This window comes from Microbulbifer agarilyticus (assembly GCF_001999945.1).
GTDB classification, from domain to species: domain Bacteria; phylum Pseudomonadota; class Gammaproteobacteria; order Pseudomonadales; family Cellvibrionaceae; genus Microbulbifer; species Microbulbifer agarilyticus_A.
Map to the genome: position 1 here is coordinate 1,079,833 of NZ_CP019650.1, position 18,724 is coordinate 1,098,556.

The 18,724-nt window shown below is 55.3% G+C and carries 13 protein-coding genes; 11 read left to right on the forward strand and 2 right to left on the reverse strand.

Features of this window, described 5'->3' with window-relative positions; translation table 11 throughout:
• The first annotated feature begins 249 nt into the window (after nucleotides 1–249).
• The 4 genes from nagK to Mag101_RS04405 all read left to right on the forward strand — a co-directional run bounded on the left by nagK (nucleotide 250) and on the right by Mag101_RS04405 (nucleotide 4,905).
• A complete protein-coding gene (nagK, locus tag Mag101_RS04390; RefSeq protein ID WP_077401344.1) occupies nucleotides 250–1,200 on the forward strand; it encodes an N-acetylglucosamine kinase in 951 nt (316 codons plus the stop codon).
• A gap of 87 nt (nucleotides 1,201–1,287) precedes the next feature.
• Complete coding sequence (gene nagB-II, locus Mag101_RS04395; RefSeq protein ID WP_232325132.1) at nucleotides 1,288–2,331, forward strand: glucosamine-6-phosphate deaminase NagB-II; 1,044 nt, start codon at nucleotides 1,288–1,290, stop codon at nucleotides 2,329–2,331.
• A gap of 43 nt (nucleotides 2,332–2,374) precedes the next feature.
• A complete protein-coding gene (gene nagA / locus Mag101_RS04400; protein ID WP_077401347.1) occupies nucleotides 2,375–3,502 on the forward strand; it encodes an N-acetylglucosamine-6-phosphate deacetylase in 1,128 nt (375 codons plus the stop codon).
• A 71-nt stretch (nucleotides 3,503–3,573) separates the two neighbouring features.
• Nucleotides 3,574–4,905 (forward strand): sugar MFS transporter, encoded by a 1,332-nt coding sequence (locus tag Mag101_RS04405; RefSeq protein WP_077401350.1) that lies wholly within the window; start codon nucleotides 3,574–3,576, stop codon nucleotides 4,903–4,905.
• A 142-nt stretch (nucleotides 4,906–5,047) separates the two neighbouring features.
• Here Mag101_RS04405 and Mag101_RS04410 read toward each other — a convergent pair whose 3' ends face one another.
• Nucleotides 5,048–7,513: a TonB-dependent receptor plug domain-containing protein gene (locus tag Mag101_RS04410; protein ID WP_077401354.1), complete on the reverse strand. Its 2,466-nt coding sequence runs from the start codon at nucleotides 7,511–7,513 to the stop codon at nucleotides 5,048–5,050.
• 401 nt (nucleotides 7,514–7,914) lie between these two features.
• Nucleotides 7,915–8,964: a LacI family DNA-binding transcriptional regulator gene (locus Mag101_RS04415; protein WP_077401356.1), complete on the reverse strand. Its 1,050-nt coding sequence runs from the start codon at nucleotides 8,962–8,964 to the stop codon at nucleotides 7,915–7,917.
• A 311-nt stretch (nucleotides 8,965–9,275) separates the two neighbouring features.
• Here Mag101_RS04415 and pgi point away from each other — a divergent pair, with 311 nt between their 5' ends.
• The 7 genes from pgi (at nucleotide 9,276) to pyk (ending at nucleotide 18,594) form a co-directional block, all read left to right on the forward strand.
• Entirely contained in the window at nucleotides 9,276–11,009 is a 1,734-nt protein-coding gene (gene pgi / locus Mag101_RS04420) for a glucose-6-phosphate isomerase (protein ID WP_077401359.1), read from the forward strand.
• Between the two features lie 46 nt (nucleotides 11,010–11,055).
• The gene (edd, locus tag Mag101_RS04425; RefSeq protein WP_077401362.1) at nucleotides 11,056–12,888 is read left to right on the forward strand and encodes a phosphogluconate dehydratase; all 1,833 of its coding nucleotides are present in this window, start codon (nucleotides 11,056–11,058) and stop codon (nucleotides 12,886–12,888) included.
• Between the two features lie 60 nt (nucleotides 12,889–12,948).
• Nucleotides 12,949–14,406 (forward strand): glucose-6-phosphate dehydrogenase, encoded by a 1,458-nt coding sequence (gene zwf / locus Mag101_RS04430; protein ID WP_077401365.1) that lies wholly within the window; start codon nucleotides 12,949–12,951, stop codon nucleotides 14,404–14,406.
• A 46-nt stretch (nucleotides 14,407–14,452) separates the two neighbouring features.
• Complete coding sequence (gene pgl, locus Mag101_RS04435) at nucleotides 14,453–15,163, forward strand: 6-phosphogluconolactonase (protein ID WP_077401368.1); 711 nt, start codon at nucleotides 14,453–14,455, stop codon at nucleotides 15,161–15,163.
• A gap of 59 nt (nucleotides 15,164–15,222) precedes the next feature.
• Nucleotides 15,223–15,852, forward strand: coding sequence for a bifunctional 4-hydroxy-2-oxoglutarate aldolase/2-dehydro-3-deoxy-phosphogluconate aldolase (gene eda, locus Mag101_RS04440; RefSeq protein WP_077401371.1), 630 nt, complete (start codon nucleotides 15,223–15,225; stop codon nucleotides 15,850–15,852).
• A gap of 114 nt (nucleotides 15,853–15,966) precedes the next feature.
• The gene (gene gap, locus Mag101_RS04445) at nucleotides 15,967–16,980 is read left to right on the forward strand and encodes a type I glyceraldehyde-3-phosphate dehydrogenase (RefSeq protein WP_077401374.1); all 1,014 of its coding nucleotides are present in this window, start codon (nucleotides 15,967–15,969) and stop codon (nucleotides 16,978–16,980) included.
• Nucleotides 16,981–17,157: 177 nt separating this feature from the next.
• Nucleotides 17,158–18,594 (forward strand): pyruvate kinase, encoded by a 1,437-nt coding sequence (pyk, locus tag Mag101_RS04450; protein ID WP_077401377.1) that lies wholly within the window; start codon nucleotides 17,158–17,160, stop codon nucleotides 18,592–18,594.
• Nucleotides 18,595–18,724: the final 130 nt, after the last annotated feature.

Below are 18,724 nucleotides of genomic sequence, written 5' to 3' on the forward strand. Positions count from 1 at the left end.
TAACCCTTTCGGGTGAATTAGCGGGTTTTATCACCAATCAGGTCGTAATACAGACATATAATGAAAAGAATCTTTGTAGATTTTTTGAAAAAAGGCATGACAACGCTGTCATTTGTCTTGTACTATTTCCTCATACACAGATTGGTACAGGCGTCACTGGCGTCTCACCGGAATCCCCTGGGGCGCAGACGATGCGGTGGGGAGGTCCGGTAAGGAAACATAACAATAGAAATCTTAGGGGCCGGTTAGATGGTTGCTTTGAGAGACAGCAGGGACATACTCTTTATTGGCGTCGATGGTGGTGGCAGCAAATGCCGCGCATCCATCTTCGATGCCGACAATCGCCTGCTTGGTACCGGGGTCTCTGGGCCCGCAAACCCCCTTCATGGTTACGCTCAAACCATTGATTCAATCGTGCGTTCTGCCGCCCTCGCGGTGACAGATGCTGGTCTGCCCGCCGAAACCCTTGGCGAGTTGGTGGCTGGTGTTGGTCTTGCCGGGCTCAACATGCCTCGTCTTTACAACGAGATGAATGCCTGGGCGCACCCGTTCAAACAAATGTTCCTCACTACCGATCAGCACTCCGCGTGCCTGGGCGCCCATCGCGGCGGCGACGGCGCGGTGATTATTGCTGGCACCGGCTCTGTCGGTTACTCGTGGGTCAATGGCCGCAGTGAGATTATCGGTGGTCACGGTTTCCCTCACGGTGACAAAGGTAGTGGTGCCTGGCTGGGTATGGAGGCGGTGAAGTACCTGCTGATGGCAATGGAAGGACTCGCCGAAGACTCCATGCTCAAACGCGAGCTGGAATCAGCGCTCGATACCAGTGATCCCTACGATGTAATTGAAATGATGGCCGGTAAACCGTCCAGCCAGTACGCCAAGCTGGCCGTGCCCGTGGTGGAATGTGCCGAGGCAGACTGTCCGGTTGCTGCATCGATCATGCGCGATGGTGCGGCCTACATCAGTGATCTTGCGGATAAGTTGATGGAAGGCAAGTCGCCTCGTCTGGCCATGATAGGTGGCCTGGCACCGCGCTTGAAGCCCTGGCTGAAACCGCATGTAGCGGAGCAGGTTGCCGACCCGCTGGACCCGCCGGAACTGGGCTGTGTGTACTTTGCGCAGCACTCTCTCGCGGCTCTGGGCGGCAATGATTCCGGTTCTGGTGATGAGGTTGAGGCCAAAGCGCTCTTTGGATGAGCGCTGTAAGTCGTTAGAACACACAGGTTGTCGGAAGGCCGCAGGCTGTCTGAAGACACGGTCAGATATAAGTTACGGATAGATTTTATGAGTGCAGTGACCTCTGGTGAGGCCAACAAGGTGGATGCTTCTATGGCGATGACAGTAATGGAGCGCGAGGCCCGTGAAGCCCCGAGCCGGGTTGCCGAGCAACTGAAAAACAATGCGCCGATTATGGAAGCGCTGGGTGAGCGCTTGCGGAGCAAGCCGCCGCGTTTCGTGATGATCGTCGGCCGTGGCTCTTCCGATCACGCTGGTGTTTTCGCCAAGTACCTGATCGAAATTGAGACCGGTACCCCGACGTTCGCTGCGGCGCCTTCGGTGTCCAGTGTGTATGGCAAAAAACTGAAGCTGGAAGATGCACTGGTTATCGTCATCTCCCAGTCTGGCCGTAGCCCGGACATCCTCGCGCAGGCGCAAATGGCGAAAGACGCCGGTGCCTATACCATCGCGCTGGTAAATGATGAGTCTGCACCGATTAAAGATATCGTTGACCAGGTTGTGCCGCTAAAGGCCGGCCCGGAATTGGCCGTTGCTGCGACCAAGAGCTATCTGTGCACCCTCTCTGCGGTGCTGCAGCTGGTAGCCAACTGGACGCAGGATGCCGAGCTGATGGCCGGTGTTGAGATGCTGCCGCAAACCCTTACCGATGCAATTGAGTCCGATGTGCAGCTGCGCCCGGAAGATCTGGCCGCTGTAAAGAACTTGGTTGTTCTCGGTCGCGGCCCTGGCTACGGCATTACCCGCGAGCTGGCGCTGAAGCTGAAGGAAGTGTGCAGTGTGCACGCAGAATCTTTCTCCAGTGCGGAATTCCTGCACGGCCCGGTAACTCTGGTAGAGCAAAAGCTCACCGTGGTGAATGTCCCGATTGAAGATGAATCCTATCAGGCGCACAGCGAACAGATCGCTGACATTATCCGTCGCGGCGGTACCCTGATTAATCTGCATGTGCCGAGTAAAGGTGTGCACCCGCGGGTTGCTCCGCTGGCCTTGCTGCAGCGCTTCTATATCGATGTTGCCCACGTGGCGGTGAGCCGTGGTATCAACCCAGACGAGCCGGCGGGTCTGAAAAAAGTTACTCAAACCGTGTAACTAGACCGTTTAATTGCAGTAATCCAGGACGCGGGGCAAAACAGTGGCACAGGCATATATCGCCGAACAGCTTTTTGATGGAGAGCAGTTGCGCAAGGACGTGGCGCTTACCATCGACGGCGGCAAGATTGTCTCCTTGGGTGGTGCGCCTGTTGCTGATGCAACCCGCCTGCGCGGATTGTTGGCGCCGGGCTTGATTGATGTTCAGGTGAACGGTGGCGGTGGTGCCCTGTTTAACAACGACACCACCGTGAATGCCCTGGGCAAAATGTCGACGGCCCACGCGCGCTTTGGCACCACGGGTTTTGTGCCCACCCTGATTACCGATCAGGTGGATGTAATGCAGAAGGCCGCGGATGCGGTGAGCGCGGCGCTGAAAGAAGGTGTGCCCGGCGTGCTGGGTGTGCACTTTGAAGGACCGCACTTGAGTGCACCGAAGAAGGGTACGCACGAAGAGCGGTTTATCCGTCCACTCAGCGATGAAGAGTTGGCGATTTATGCCCGCGATGACCTCGGTCTGAAAGTGGTGACCCTGGCGCCGGAAAATGTAGCGCCGGAAGATATCGCCAAGTTGGTATCGCTGGGTGTGAAGGTTTGTCTTGGGCATTCCAATGCCGACGGCAAGACCGCGGCGGCAGCCGTCGCTGCTGGCGCGACCGGATTTACCCATTTATACAACGCCATGTCGCCGTTGCATTCTCGCGATCCAGGCATGGTCGGCACTGCACTGATCAGTGACGGTTGCTGGTGCGGCTTGATTGCCGATGGCCACCACGTAAGTGCGGAAGCCATGACGCTGGCGCTGAAAGCCAAGCCGCGCGGCAAGATTATGCTGGTGACCGATGCGATGTCGCTGGTTGGCAGTGACGAGATGAGTTTTCCGTTGTTCGATCGCGTGGTAACGCGCGATGGCGACAAGCTGACTTCGACGACCGGTGAGCTGGCCGGGTCGCACCTGGATATGATTGGTGCGGTGCGCAACATTCGCGACTGGTGTGGCGTCGAGCTGAGTGAAGCCTTGCGTATGGCGGGTTTGTATCCCGCTCAGTTCCTTGGCTTTGACGGCGGACGCATTGCGGAGGGGAGTGCGGCCGACATGATTTTACTGGGTGGCGATGGCCAGATGCGCAAAACCTGGATCAGCGGACAGGAAGTGTTTTCCGCAGACTGACCATCTGCATGCATACAAAAATTGATGACGAAATTTATTAACGCTAGATAACGATAATTAAAGGTGACTCTATGAATACCGCAGTTATTAGCCAGAGCGAAACGCGCAGTAGCGTTTTGCCGATGGTAATCATCGGCCTGCTATTTTTCATTTTTGGTTTTGTTACCTGGCTGAACGGTGCTCTGATTCCGTTCCTGCAAACCATTTGTGAGCTGAGTGCCTTTGAGGCCATGCTCGTAGCTTCCGCCTTTTATATCGCCTATACCGTAATGGCGTTGCCCATGGCTGCGATCATTGAGCGCACCGGTTACAAAACTGGTATGGCACTGGGACTTGCCCTGGTTGCTGTGGGTGCCCTGATCTTTATTCCGGCGGCTTATAGCCGTATGTTCGGTATCTTCTTGCTCGCGCAGTTTGTTGTGGGCTCTGGTCTCACCATTCTGCAGACTGCCTCTAACCCGTACGTAGTAAAAGTTGGTTCTCCGGATACTGCGGCGGTGCGCATTTGCATCATGGGTCTGTTGAACAAAGGTGCCGGTATTGTTGCGCCGCTGGTATTTACCGCGCTGGTTATGTCTGGCATCAGCGGTGTAAGTGACGCAGAACTGGCTGCACTTGCCGCAACTGCGAAAGATGCCAAGCTGGACGAGCTGGCGGGTCAGCTGGTTACTCCGTACATCGGCATGGCAATTCTCGGATTTATCCTGGCCGTTGCGATGATGTTCGCACCGCTGCCGGATATTGAAGACGAAGCCATCGAAGGCCAGGAAGAGATGGCGGTAAACCTGCCTGCGCTGCTGAAGTTCCCGCAGCTGATCCTAGGTTCCATTGCGCTGTTCTTCTACGTAGGTGTTGAGGTGATTGCCGGCGATGCGATTGGTCTGCTGGGTAAGCAGGCGGGTCTGGATACCGCGGTGGCTTCTGTGCTGACGTCTTACACCATGGTATTTATGGTATTGGGCTACCTCTGGGGCACCGTTGCGATCCCGCGCTTTATCAGCCAGCAAACCGCGCTGCTGCTCTCCGCTGTGCTGGGAATCCTGTTTACTATTGCGGTAATGACCGGTTCTCTTGAGAGCACCGTGATGTCCTCTGCAACCCTGGCTATCTTCGGTCTGCCTGAAATTCCCAACGCAGTTTACTTCGTAGCATTGCTGGGCTTTGCCAACGCCATGTGCTGGCCGGCAATCTGGCCGCTGGCGCTGGATGGTCTGGGCAAGTTCACCTCCAAGGGTGCCGCGCTGCTGATTATGGGCATCTCTGGTGGTGCGATTCTGCCGCCGCTGTACGGCCACTTTGCCGACACCGGTGACGGCCAGCTGGCATACGCCATCGCCATTCCGGCTTACCTGTTTATTCTTTTCTATGCTCTGAAAGGGCACAAAATGCGCAGCTGGAAGTAACCCTTCCCGCTGTTGTTATCGCAACAGTCAGTTTTATGCTTTCTCTTTGGTTCTCGTCATCTTTGCCCTCCTAGTGAGGGCTTTTTTTTGACCAAAAAAGCCCGCTCAATGAGCGGGCTTCATTAGGTCGTCAGCTTGTCCGTCAGAATTCGTAACGGGTGCGGAGGTAGTAGAAGCCACCTTCAAAGCCGAAAGGTGAGAACTGGCTATAGCGGTTGCCTACACCGCCTGCCGCACCTGGGTTTTCTTCTGGAGTTTGATCCAGAATATTTTGCGCACCCAGAATGACAGAGGCCTGTTCGTTGAATGCGTAAGATACTTCGGCATCAACAATGACTTCACCACTGTATTTCTGGTCATCTTCCGAATCGTACCAGTCATCGTAGTAGCTAGCGCGCGCCAGGAAGCGCCAGTCGCCAACGAAGGTAGTGCTGGAAAGATTCCAGCGTGTTTCCGGCAGACCCTCTTCCAGTTCACGGATTCGCGTCGCATCGATAGTTTCAGGGGTGAAGCTGTCTACCGAAGTTTGCGTTTGGTTAAAGGCCAGGCTGATGTCAGTACTATCGCCAATGGCATCGGTACCGTAGGTCGCGACAATGTCGAAACCTTTGGTGGTGGTGTCGAAGTCATTGGTGAAGAAACGGAAGTTCTGCAGGTTTGCAGCGCTGGTTACGCCAGAGGCGACCAGGGTGTCTACTTCCGTCTGGGTGAGGGAGTAAAGCTGCGAAGGTGCAATACGTCCTTCCAGTTCAATGTTGAAGTAGTCGACGGTCACGTCGATAGGACCGGCACTGAATACCGCACCAATAGTCCAGTTAGTGGATTCTTCCGGGTCCAGCGCCTCACCGCCACGCAGCTGCGCAACCGGGTTGGTGGAAGGGATGGTGCCGTTGTTCACAAGGTCATTGAGTGCAACATCAAACTCGGTGGAGACGTTGAACGCGTTGGACTGCCCTGGAGTTGGTGCACGGAATCCAGTACTCCACGAGGCGCGCAGGGAAACCGCTTCGCTTAGTTCCAGATTGGTCGCCAGCTTTCCGTTGACGGTGGTACCGAAGTCTTCGAAATCCTCAAAGCGCAACGCCCCCGCCATTAACCAGCCATCTACGATGTCGGCTTCCATATCGATATAGGTAGCTAGGTTGGAGCGGCTCCACTGACCGCCAGCGAGAGGGCCAAAGCCTGGGAATCCGTTCGACGCCGCACTAAAGCCTTGTGCGGCCAGAGGGCCAATTTCATAAGACGCCTGGTCGCCAGTGGTAATCTCGAAGGTTTCGTCGCGCCATTCGAAACCGGTGGCAACACTCAGTTCAGAAGCGAGGCCAACTTCGAACCCTTTAATCAGGTCGATATTGAAGTTCTTTTCAAGCTGGGTGTAAGCGCCCGGATTGAAGCTCGTCGGGGATTGTGGGCCCAAGGACGCGTTAACGGTGTTGTAGATAAAGAAGTCGACATCGTTATAACCGAGCGAGGCACTTACGTCGTAAGCCCAGCCATTGTCGAGTTCGCCACGAACACCGGCGAGGCCGGACAAGTCGGTTACGTAACCACCGAAACGGGGGGTGAAGCCGCCCGGGAACATTTCCTGGAAGGAAAAGCATTCATCGCTGGCGATGGCCTGGGCATGGGTGAAGCCCGCACAGCTGTCCAGGCCATTGTCTGGGTTCAGGTCGCCAATAAGCGGGCCTGATCCATCACTGAATACAGCGCTGCGTGTTTCGGGGTTACGGAAGTAGAAACCACCATCAACAGTTTTGCTGCCATAGTTACCAAAGGCGTAGAACTCTTTGCCACCACCAAGCTCGAGTCCGAGGTTAACAACCGACTTGAAATCGTCTTTGATTTCAGGGCTGCCCCACACTTGTGCCGGCGTGGCTACCGCGGTGTTACCTGCGGCAATCAGCCCGGCGGCGTCATCCCTTTGTACGCTGCGATCGGTATCTTGCTTGCTGCCTGCTTCAAAACTGACGTTTACAAAGCCTTGGTCGGTAAACGGCATACCGTAATTACCGGCGACGGTAAACTGGCGTCCGTCACCCTCGTAGAACTGACCCGCTTTGACTTCGATGGCTCCGCCGTCGCTGTCATCTTTTAGTTGGAAGTTGATGACGCCAGCAATCGCGTCAGAACCGTATTGTGCTGCTGCACCATCGCGCAGTACTTCAACTTGTTGCAGGGCGATCGAGGGAATCTGTGAGATGTCCGGGCCCTGTGCACCGTCAGAAACACCGTTGCCCAGCCAGGCAATTACGGCGGCACGGTGACGGCGCTTGCCGTTGACCAGAACCAGAGTGTGGTCGGGCGCAAGACCGCGCAGGTTGGCGGGGCGAACCAGGCTGGCAGCGTCACTGATGGGTTGGGTGTTGACGTTGTAGGAGGGTACAACGTTGCGCAAAAGGGAGTTCAGATCGGAGTCGCCCTGATTGACGAAGTCTTCTCCGGTAATGATGTCGATAGGGACGGCGGAGTCTGCGGCGGAACGGCCCTCGACTCGCGTACCAATGGTGATTACCTCTTCGATAATTTCACTTTCTTCCGCGACAACGGGCGTCGATGCAGCGGCAATAGCGATAGCCAGAAGCGATTGTTTTTTAAGCGTTTCGATCATCTTCAAATGCGTCCTTGAATTATTATTTTGGGCAACGGCAAAAAGCCTTCCTGCCGCCCGAGAATTTGAATGTAAATCGTTGGTTGTCTCTCCTAGACGCCGATATACGGCGTAATTCCCCTCCCTGTGATCTTGAAAATTAGTGGAGTACTCGCCGAAGCAGTTTGTGTGACTGGCGAGAGGTTCATATTCTCGTAAATTCCGGGCTCAGGTGAGAACTGTGTCACATTGGGTGCGGGGTGACGCTGAAATCATTCTGACGTGATCTAGGTATCAAGCTCGGTGGAAGATTGTTGGAGAGAAGAGAGAAGAGAGAAGAGAGAAGAGAGAAGAGAGAAGAGAGAAGGAGAGAGGGGCTTAATAGCCCCGATAGGAGAAATTAGGAAAGGCTGGGGGTAACGTTAGCCCGCTGGTGAATCGCCAGTAGAGTCACGTACCAGCAGTTCCGGCACAAATACCTTAGTAATACCGGCCTCTTTGTTTGCCGCAGCGCTTTCCGCAGCCCCTTTGCTTCGGGCTTTATTCAATACCAGCGCGGCCGCGCACTTGGCGATTTCACTGTTGGGCTGGTGCGCGGTAGTGAGTTTCGGCCACGTCTGACGGGAGAAGGGGCTGTCCTCGAAGCCGACAATAGAGAGTTGCTCCGGGATCTCGATATGCATCAGGCGTGCGGCAAACAGTGCCCCCGCCGCCATTTCATCGTTACTCGCAAAGATGGCGGTGGGTGGGTTGTCGCTTTCGAGTAGTGCCTTAGCGCCGGCCACACCGGAGTCAAAGGAATACTCGCCAGGGATGACCAGCTCTGGCGCCAAGTTGATGCCAGCCTGCTGCAAGGCTTGCTTGTAGCCGTCCAGGCGCCCGTGGGTGGAAACGTGCTCCTCGCCACCGGACAGGAAGCCGATGCGCTGGTGGCCATGCTCAATCAGGTGCTTGGTGATATCGAAGGCTGCCGCAGTATCGTCAACCTGAATACAGTTGTCTTCGTCGCCTTCGGCGGCGCCGCTGGAGACGATACGGACATAGTCGAGGTTGAGCTTGTTTACTTCATCAATGACCGACTGGGTCTCGGAGAAGGGCGGGGTCAGTACTACGCCGGCAACCTTGGAGTGCTCCACCAGGGCCCGCAACTCGTCGTTAACCGTATCGGACTTTGAATTGCTGGGGTGGATCAGTAGCTCGTAGCCACGCGCCTTACACGCCTCGAGAATACCGTTCTGCATGTCGATCACGTAGTAGGCGTTCGGGTTGTCGTAGATCAGCGCAATGGTGTAACTGCGGGTGCCCGCAAGGTTACGGGCCGCCAGGTTTGGTTGGTAGTGAAGCTCTTCAACCGCATCCATCACTTTCTTGCGGGTGGCGGGCCGTACCGAGGGTTCATTATTGATCACCCGGGAAACGGTCTTGATCGACACCCCGGCCCGTGCAGCCACGTCGTTGATGGTGCTTTTCATGTCTGGCGTTTTCCTTGTCTTTGCCTAACCCGCAAGTTTAACCGGTTCCGGGCTGCGCGACGATGGCCTGACAGTCATTCACGCTTTTGTTGTGCCTAGTTCAGTGCGCGCCGCACTGGCGCCTGTGGAAAAAAACTACAAGCCCGATTGACAGCTTCCACCAACTATGTGACTCTCTCGCCAATTTGACAGCGTTGTCATTTTGCTCGGTGGTTCTCGCTCAGGGGGTGTGAAAGCAGCGAGATAAACGGGTAAATAACAATAACCGGTGCCCGCAACCCCAGTGCTGGCATCACTTTCCGGGGGTCGCTATGCACTCTGACACTTCTTCATCTCAACCACTAGCACATTCACCTATCTGGCAGGCGCTGCAGGCGCAAGCCGCCGAGTTCAAGCAGGCGTCGCTGAAGGGCCTGTTTGCTGTAGATCCGCAGCGGGCCGAGCGTTTTTCGCTCGAGCTGCCGGAGTTCCTGCTGGATTTCTCGAAAAACCTGCTCGACCAAGAAGTTTTTGTAAATTTATTACGCTTGGCGGAAGAGGCGGAATTGCCCCGCTGGTGCGCAGATTTCTTCGCCGGCAAGCCAATTAATGCAACTGAGGGCCGGGCAGTGCTGCATCCCGCGCTGCGTGGGGGTTTACAAGAAGATATCGAGATCGATGGGGATTTCGTCACGGCCCAGGTCGAGGCTGAATTGGAGCGCTTGAAAAAGTTTGTAGTTTTACTACATAATGGGGCCCTGACTGGCTATCGGGGTAAAAGGTTTACCGATGTAGTCAATCTTGGGGTAGGTGGCTCCCATCTCGGGCCGCAAACCACCATCGAAGCGCTGCGAGCCCACCGGAAGGGCGATGTCGCAGTGCATTTCGTTTCCAACGTGGATGGAACTCAGCTCACGGATGTGCTGGCCGGCCTGGATGCCGATTCGACACTATTTATTGTCTCGTCCAAGACGTTTACGACCAGCGAGACAATGACCAATGCCCGCAGCGCACATGCGTGGCTGCAGCGGGCGATGCCGGAAGTGGATGGGGAGGTGTTACTACAGCAGCACTTTGCTGCGGTGACCTCCAGTCCCGATAAGGCGCAGCAGTTTGGGGTATTGCCAGAGCGGACCTTCCGGTTCTGGGATTGGGTTGGGGGGCGCTTTTCACTCTGGTCCTCCATCGGCTTGCCAATTGCGATCGCCTGCGGCTTTGAGAACTTCCGCGCGCTGCTGGATGGCGCTGCGAGCATGGACAAGCACTTCCGCGAAGCGCCGCTGGAAACCAATGCGCCGGTGATTATGGCGCTGCTGAGTGTCTGGTATTGCACCTTTATGGGCTACCCGGCACACGCCGTACTGCCCTACGAGCAGGCACTGCATATGTTGCCTTCGTATTTGCAGCAAGCGGATATGGAGAGCAATGGCAAATCAACCACCCGCGCCGGGGTGGCGGTGGATTACCCCACCGGCCCTCTGATCTGGGGGCAGACGGGTATTAATGGGCAGCATGCGTTTTATCAGTATCTGCACCAGAGCCCGGAAGTGGTGCCGGCGGACTTTATTGGCAGCGTGGCACCCGGGCACGACCTGGATGGTCACCACGAAATTTTGCTGGCCAACATGTTTGCCCAGAGCCAGGCGCTGATGAACGGTGTGGATGCCGAGTCAGTGGCTAGCGAGCTGGCAGCCAAGGGGCTGTCGCAAGAAGAGATAAAAAGGCTCACCTCATTCAAAGTACACAGGGGTGGAAAGCCAAGTAACACAATACTCTTGAAAGAGTTGGACCCCCGATCACTGGGAGCGCTGATCGCACTCTATGAGCACAAAATTTTTGCGCAGGGTGTGATTTTGCAAATTTATTCTTTTGATCAGTGGGGAGTGGAACTGGGTAAGGGCCTGGCGAATAAACTGGAGCCGAAACTGGCTGCGGGAGATTTGTCGGGCGAAGACAGTTCTACGACTCAACTGATCGAATACTACCGCCGGAAAAAGAACGGCGCGGTTATGTCCACGGAGCTACCGGAAGTTGCGGTGGCTGAGTCTGCTGGAGAACAGGCTTAACAACAACGTGTGGCGGGCCGATAAAAAAACGAAGAGTTGATCAAAAATGGCAAACCAAACAGCGGTAAACAGTCGCATACAGGCGGTGACCGACAGGATCATTCGCCGCAGTGAAGAAACCCGGGCCAAGTACCTGGCCCAGGTTGAACGCGCGCAAGGCAAAGGCCGGGCACGTCACAACCTTGCTTGCGGGAACATAGCGCATGCAATGGCGGCTTCCAGCGATCACGATAAAAATCTGATCGCATCCGGACAGGGTCCAAACCTGGCCATCATCAATGCCTACAACGATATGTTGTCTGCGCACCAGCCGTACGGCGCCTATCCCGATATGTTGAAGGCCGAAGCGCTGCGCAACGGCGCAACAGCACAGGTTGCCGGTGGCGTGCCGGCAATGTGCGACGGGGTGACTCAGGGGCAGCCGGGCATGGAATTGTCACTGTTTTCCCGTGACGTCATTGCCATGGCTACAGCCATTTCCCTGTCCCACGACATGTTCGATGGTGGCCTGTATCTCGGTATTTGCGACAAGATTGTTCCTGGACTGGTAATTGGTGCGCTGTCATTCGGCCACCTGCCTGCGGTATTTGTGCCCGCAGGCCCAATGCCCACCGGCCTGTCAAATTCGGAAAAGGTTCGCGTTCGACAGTTGTATGCAGAGGGCAAAGTTGGTCGTAAAGAACTGCTGGAAGCCGAGAGTGCTTCTTATCACAGTGCCGGTACCTGCACCTTCTACGGCACCGCCAACAGTAATCAGATGCTCGTGGAGATCATGGGCCTGCAGTTGCCGGGCAGCTCCTTCGTTAATCCGGGTACGGAATTGCGCGACGCGCTGAATCAAACTGCAGTGAAGCAGCTGGTGCAAATTTCCGAGCCCAGCAACTACACCCCAATTGCCAAAATTCTTACCGAAAAAGCGTTTGTGAATGGCATTGTCGGCCTGCATGCCACCGGTGGTTCTACCAACCACACCATGCATTTGATTGCGATGGCGCGCGCCGCCGGTATCCAGATTACCTGGCAGGATATGGCTGAGTTGTCTGAAGTAGTACCGCTGCTGTGTCACGTGTACCCGAATGGTACTGCCGACATCAACCACTTTGCGGCCGCAGGTGGTATGCAATACCTGATTCGCGAGTTGCTGGGTGCAGGTTTGCTGCACAACGACGTGAGCACCGTGCTCGGCGACTCCGGTATGGAGTCTTATACCTACGACCCATTCCTAAACGATGACAAGACTGGCCTGGTGTGGCGCCCGACTGCGGAAGAGTCCGGGAATCCTGACATTATTCGCCCGGCGAACGATCCGTTCTCTAGTCATGGCGGCCTGCAGTTGTTGAAAGGCAATTTGGGTAATAGCGTGATCAAGGTGTCTGCGCTGAAATCTCCACAGCTGAAAGTTACTGCTCCGGCAGTGGTGTTTAACAGCCAGAATGATCTGCTGGATGCGTTCAAAGCGGGCGAGCTGGAAAAGGACTTTGTCGCAGTGGTGCGCTTCCAGGGGCCGCAAGCGAACGGCATGCCGGAACTGCACAAGCTGACGCCTTCGCTCGGCGTTCTGCAGGATCGAGGCTTCAAAGTAGCGCTTGTTACTGACGGCCGTATGTCTGGTGCCTCCGGCAAGGTACCAGCGGCAATCCATCTGTCTCCAGAAGCTCTGGAAGGCGGCATGGTAGCCAAAATTCAAGATGGCGACCTCATCGAGCTCGATGCGGAAGCCGGTGTTCTCAAAGTACATGTAAGTGATGAAGAGCTGGCGGCAAGAGCGCCAGCGGAATGCGATTTGTCTGGCAATGACACAGGCATGGGCCGCGATCTCTTTACCAATATGCGCAAGCTCGCAAGCGGCGCGGAAACCGGTGGCAGCATTCTTTTTTAACTGAAATTCACGCGGGGTCTGCAAAAAAAGATACCCGCGTCTTTGTTTGAGAGCAGAACAATGGCAAAAGCATTCGACATGGTACTGTTTGGTGGCGGCGGAGATCTGTCACTGCGCAAATTGATTCCCGCGTTGTACCGCGCATTTATCGAAGGTGGCCTCGACAAGGGCACCCGCATTTTCCCGGTGTGTCGTCGCCAGGAAGATGCCGATGCGTACATGAATACCGCTCAGCAGGCGCTGAAAACCCACCTGCGTGACGGTGAGTATTCGGATAAGCAGTGGAAAGCTTTCAGCCCGCTGCTACGCGCGGTGTCTTTGGATATTTCCAAGCCCGACGAGCAATGGGATGTATTGGTAGATTTGCTGGGCAACGATGTCGAGCGCACTCGTCTGTTTTATCTGGCGATTCCTCCGGCAGTTTTCGGCCCCTGCTGTGAAAACCTGTCTGTTAAAGGTTTGATCCACGAAAACTCCCGCGTCGTGGTAGAGAAGCCGCTGGGCTACAACGCCAAAACTTCCGACGAAATTAACAGCAAAATCGCAGAGTACTTCCGCGAAGAAAGTATTTTCCGTATCGACCACTACCTGGGTAAGGAAACGGTTCAAAACTTGCTGGCGCTGCGCTTTAGCAATGTGCTGTTTGAGCACCTGTGGGATGCCAAGACCATTGATCAGATCCAGATCAGCATTAATGAAACCGTGGGTCTTGAAGGGCGCGCCGGTTTCTACGATGACACTGGCGCAATGCGGGACATGGTTCAGAACCACCTGCTGCAGTTGCTGTGCCTGATTGCGATGGAATCGCCCAACAGCATGTCCGCCCGCAATATCCGCTCCGAGAAAATCAAGGTGTTGGAAGCCCTGCGTCCGCTGACAGACGACGATGTAGATGAAAATATCGTGCGCGGCCAGTATGTGGCCGGTGGCCTGGGCGAAGAGCTGGTGCCCGGTTACCTGGAAGAATTGAAAGCACCGAATAGCACCACCGAAACATTCGTCGCGATTCGTGCGCACATCGACAACTGGCGTTGGACCGGTGTGCCGTTCTACTTGCGCACCGGCAAACGTATGGAAAAGCGTTGTGCGGAAATTGTTATTCAATACAAGAACGTTTCCCATAGTGTGTATCAGCCGGAAGCCGGCGAGGTGTTGCCCAACCGCCTGGTGATTCGCCTGCAGCCGGAAGAGAGTATCAAGCTGGTGCTGATGGCGAAGAAAATGGACAGCCTGACCATGGAGCTGCAACCAGTTGAGCTGAACCTGTCGCTGTCTGAAACCTACGACAGCTTCAAGAGTGACGCCTACAAGCGCCTGATGCTGGATGCGGCGGCGAATAACTCGGCGCTGTTTATTCACCGCGATGAAGTCGCTGCGGCCTGGGCATGGGTCGACCCCATCATGGACCGCTGGCGCGAAACCAACAACCAGCCGCAGCTTTATCGCGCGGGCACCTGGGGGCCACAAGCCTCTAACCAACTGCTGGCGGAAAATGGTCACCACTGGTTTAACCCTTAAACGAATTATTCAGTAAAAGAATTAATTTCAAAATCGGTCATAAGACATGGTTGAAGAAAAGTTTTTTGCAGATCGAGAGCGCCTGACGCTGGCGCTCGCCAATGAGTGCGCTGCTGCTCTGCATGAAGGTATCAAAGAGAACGGTCAGGCGACGTTCCTGGTAAGTGGCGGTAGCTCGCCCGAGCCGGTTTATCGCGAACTGTCCCGTCGCCCGCTCCCATGGGAGAAGGTAAATGTAGCGCTGGTTGATGAGCGCTGGGTAGAGAAAGACGAATCGGGCAGCAATCTGGCATTTATTTCTAATACCTTGCTGCAAAACGAAGCGGCCAAGGCGCCGTGTCTGGGTATGAAAAATGCCGCAGCCACGCCATCCGCAGGCGAAGCAGATTGTGAGCGCGCTTTTCAAGAGTTGCCACGCCCTTTCGACGTGTGTGTATTGGGTATGGGTAACGATGGCCATACCGCTTCCTTCTTCCCGTACGCGGAAGGATTGGAAGAAGCGCTCGATCCGAAGAGTGAAAAGCTGTGCAAAGCCATTACTGCCAAACAAAGCGCAGTCACCGGTGTGCACACCGAGCGTATGACGCTGACACTTGCGGCAATTTTGCAGGCAAAAGAAATTAAATTGCTGATCTCTGGCGAAGAGAAGCTGAAAGTGTATCGCCAGGCTCTGCTGGGCGATGACGTGCTGGAAATGCCCGTTCGCAGCATTCTCAAGCAGGGATCAAAGCCGGTCACTGTGTACTGGGCACCTTAATTTATCGGGCCCTAGGCCATTTAAATAACAACGAATTAGACGAGATTTAGGAATTGACCATGCAAGAGACTCTTGTACCCGTATTGGAACAGGCTGGCGTTGTGCCGGTAATCGTGATCGATAACGTGAGTGATGCACTGCCGCTGGCGCAGGCGTTGGTAGAAGGCGGCCTGAACGTACTGGAAGTCACTCTGCGCACAGAGGCAGCGCTGGCTGCGGTTGAAGAGATTGCCAAGCACCTGCCAGATGCACACGTAGGTACCGGTACGGTGTTGAATGCTGGCGACATCCGTCGCTCCGTGGATGCCGGCGCGACCTTTATGGTGAGCCCGGGCGCGACCGACGCTTTGCTGGATGCCGCTGCCGATGTATCGGTACCCATGTTGCCGGGCGCTGCTAACCCCTCAGATGTTATGCGTCTGCTGGAACGTGGCTATGGCTACCAGAAGTTCTTCCCTGCGGAAGCGGCCGGTGGTGTGCCGATGCTGAAATCCATCGGCGGCCCGCTGGGCCAGGTTAAGTTCTGTCCTACCGGCGGTATTGGACCGAAGAACGCGATGGATTATCTGAACCTGTCCAACGTTGTTTGTGTTGGCGGTTCCTGGATGGCGGCTCCGAAATTGGTAGCAGAAAAGAACTGGGCTGAGATCACGCGTCTCGCGAAAGAGGCTTCCCAGTTAAAAGGCTGATTCAGCCTGAATGGATTCCAAAATCTCAAGATTGAGACAACGCGCTGGGGGGGATTTGCACTCAGCGTCGCGATACAAAATTCATAAACTTTACAAGACAAAGGGTGTAGCGATATGAAACTCAAAATTGCTATTAACGGATATGGTCGTATTGGCCGCAATGTCACTCGTGCAATTTACGAGTCTGGCTATAACGACCGTATCCAACTGGTTGCGATTAACGATCTGGCACCGGTGGAAGCCAATGCCCATCTGACCCGCTTCGATACCGTACACGGCCGCTTCAATACCGAAGTTGTGGTTGAGGGTGAGAACCTGGTTATTGGTGGTGACACTGTGAAAGTTTGCCAGGAGCGCGATCCTGCCGCCTTGCCATGGGCGGAACTGGAAGTGGATCTGGTACTTGAGTGTACCGGTCTGTTCACTGATAAAGCTGCAGCGTCCAAGCACATGGAAGCTGGTGCAAAAGCGGTACTGATTTCTGCTCCGTCCAAAGACGCAGATCTGACCGTGGTTTACGGTGTGAACGACGACAAGCTGACGGCAGAGCACAAAGTTGTGTCCAACGCTTCCTGTACCACTAACTGTCTGGCACCGGTTGCCAAGGTGCTGAATGAAGCGATTGGTATCGAGCGCGGCTTTATGACCACCGTTCACGCTTACACCAACGATCAGAACACCCAGGATGCGGTGCACAAAGATATCTATCGTGCACGTGCAGCCGCAGACAACATGATTCCGACCAAGACTGGCGCGGCTGCCGCGGTAGGTCTGGTGCTGCCGGAACTGCAGGGCAAGCTGGACGGTATGGCGGTACGTGTACCAGTGAACAATGTTTCCCTGGTGGACTGCCAGTTTATTGCTAGCCGCGAAACCACTGCAGACGAAATCAATGCGATTCTGCAGGACGCTGCCGGTACCATGAAAGGCGGTGTGCTGTCCTACTGCGATCAGCCTCTGGTTTCTGTGGACTTTAACCACACCGCAGCTTCCAGCCACTTTGACGCCAACCACACCCGTGTAAACGGTAACCTGGTGAAAGTGATGTCCTGGTACGACAACGAGTGGGGCTTCTCTCACCGTATGCTCGACACCAGTCTGGCCATGGCCAAAGCCCAGGGTCTGTAATTACTTCTGTAATAGCAGCCGGATAACCTTGCGTTATCCCGCCCGGGTGAGTGCAAGACTCACTCGGGCCTGTTCTTGACCTTGCTAGCGGGTTTGGTAGCGAGGTAAGCGGTCAACGATGACTGCGATCACAATGAATCGGTCTCACTTCACATTCAAATACAAAAAACCACCACTATGATTCGCCATACAAAAATTGTTGCCACACTCGGCCCGGGCACGGACAAGCCGCGTGTAATTGACGAGATTATCCGCGCCGGCGTAAATGTTGTACGCCTGAACTTTTCCCACGGCAGTGCCGATGACCACCGCAAACGTGTGGAAGAAGTGCGCCGCGCCGCTGCAGAGCAAAACAAACTGGTTGCTGTTCTGGGCGACCTGCAGGGCCCGAAAATTCGAATTGCCCGTTTTGCGGAAGGCAGTATCTTCCTGGAAAACAACGCCGAGTTCACCCTCGACGCCGATTGCCCGAAAGAGGGTGGTAACCAGCAGCGTGTGGGTGTCGATTACCCTTCACTGATCGCAGACTGTAAGCCCGGTAATATTCTGCTGTTGGACGATGGCAAGATTCGCCTGGAAGTCACCGGTGGTACCAATAGCAAGCTGTTCTGTCGTGTACTGCAGGGCGGCAAGCTGTCCAATAACAAGGGTATTAACCTGTTAGGCGGTGGCCTTTCCGCGCCGGCGCTTACCGAAAAAGACTACGGCGATATCAAACTCGCTGCTGAATTGGATGTGGACTTCCTCGCTGTGAGCTTCCCGCGCAGCGGTGAAGACCTGGATATCGCGCGCAAGGCGATGCGTGAAGCGGGTAGCAATGCCGCGATCGTTGCCAAGGTGGAGCGCGCTGAAGCGGTCAACGATGATGCGCAGATGGACGGTATTATTCTGGCGTCTGATGTGATCATGGTGGCCCGTGGTGACCTGGGTGTAGAAATCGGTGATTCGGCGCTGGTAGGCGTGCAGAAGAAACTGATCAACCGAGCCAATGAACTGAACCGCGGTGTGATCACTGCGACTCAAATGATGGAATCCATGATCACCAACCCGACCCCGACCCGCGCCGAAGTGATGGACGTGGCCAACGCGGTTCTGGATGGCACCGATGCAGTGATGCTGTCTGCGGAAACCGCCGCTGGCGACTTCCCGGTAGCGGCGGTAGAGTCCATGGCGGAAGTAGTTGTTGGTGCGGAGCAGTACCTGGGTACTACCTCTCGCCCGGCTGCTGATCGCTCTTCTTCCGAGACCATCGATACCGTGATTGCTCAGGCAGCAATTGAGTCTGCGGCCCGCGTTGAGAACCTGTGTGCGGTAGCAGCACTGACCGAGTCTGGCCGTACCCCACGTATCATGTCTCGTGCCACCAGTCAGTTGCCGATCTTTGCAATGACTCGCCACTCGCGTGTTGCCCGTCAGTTGGTACTGCTGCGTGGTGTGGAGCCGATTGAGTTTGACCCGGCGTCTGTGCCGCTCGGCCACCTGACCGACGCGATCGTTGAGGTATTGGGTTCCCGTATCGATCTGGAAAAAGGCCAGCGTATCCTGATTACCCAGGGTGAGCGCCTGAACATGGGCGGTGGTACCAGCTCCATGCGCATCAAGGAAATCGAATAGGTCAAGATTGACCTGTCGTTTGAAAACCCCGGTCTTGCCGGGGTTTTTTTATGGGTGGTTGTTTTACATTCTGCCCTGTGTGGTCAAGGGGCATGAGCCAGTCGGCCTCTCATGTGGGGTCCGCCCAAAA

Excerpts from the sequence above, each read along its gene's own strand:
- nagK (WP_077401344.1), top strand. The coding sequence starts at position 250 with ATGGTTGCTTTGAGAGACAGCAGGGACATACTCTTTATTGGCGTCGAT.
- nagB-II (WP_232325132.1), top strand. The coding sequence starts at position 1,288 with ATGAGTGCAGTGACCTCTGGTGAGGCCAACAAGGTGGATGCTTCTATG.
- Mag101_RS04405 (WP_077401350.1), top strand. The coding sequence starts at position 3,574 with ATGAATACCGCAGTTATTAGCCAGAGCGAAACGCGCAGTAGCGTTTTG.
- Mag101_RS04410 (WP_077401354.1), bottom strand. The coding sequence starts at position 7,513 with ATGATCGAAACGCTTAAAAAACAATCGCTTCTGGCTATCGCTATTGCC.
- Mag101_RS04415 (WP_077401356.1), bottom strand. The coding sequence starts at position 8,964 with ATGAAAAGCACCATCAACGACGTGGCTGCACGGGCCGGGGTGTCGATC.
- pgi (WP_077401359.1), top strand. The coding sequence starts at position 9,276 with ATGCACTCTGACACTTCTTCATCTCAACCACTAGCACATTCACCTATC.
- edd (WP_077401362.1), top strand. The coding sequence starts at position 11,056 with ATGGCAAACCAAACAGCGGTAAACAGTCGCATACAGGCGGTGACCGAC.
- zwf (WP_077401365.1), top strand. The coding sequence starts at position 12,949 with ATGGCAAAAGCATTCGACATGGTACTGTTTGGTGGCGGCGGAGATCTG.
- pgl (WP_077401368.1), top strand. The coding sequence starts at position 14,453 with ATGGTTGAAGAAAAGTTTTTTGCAGATCGAGAGCGCCTGACGCTGGCG.
- eda (WP_077401371.1), top strand. The coding sequence starts at position 15,223 with ATGCAAGAGACTCTTGTACCCGTATTGGAACAGGCTGGCGTTGTGCCG.
- gap (WP_077401374.1), top strand. The coding sequence starts at position 15,967 with ATGAAACTCAAAATTGCTATTAACGGATATGGTCGTATTGGCCGCAAT.
- pyk (WP_077401377.1), top strand. The coding sequence starts at position 17,158 with ATGATTCGCCATACAAAAATTGTTGCCACACTCGGCCCGGGCACGGAC.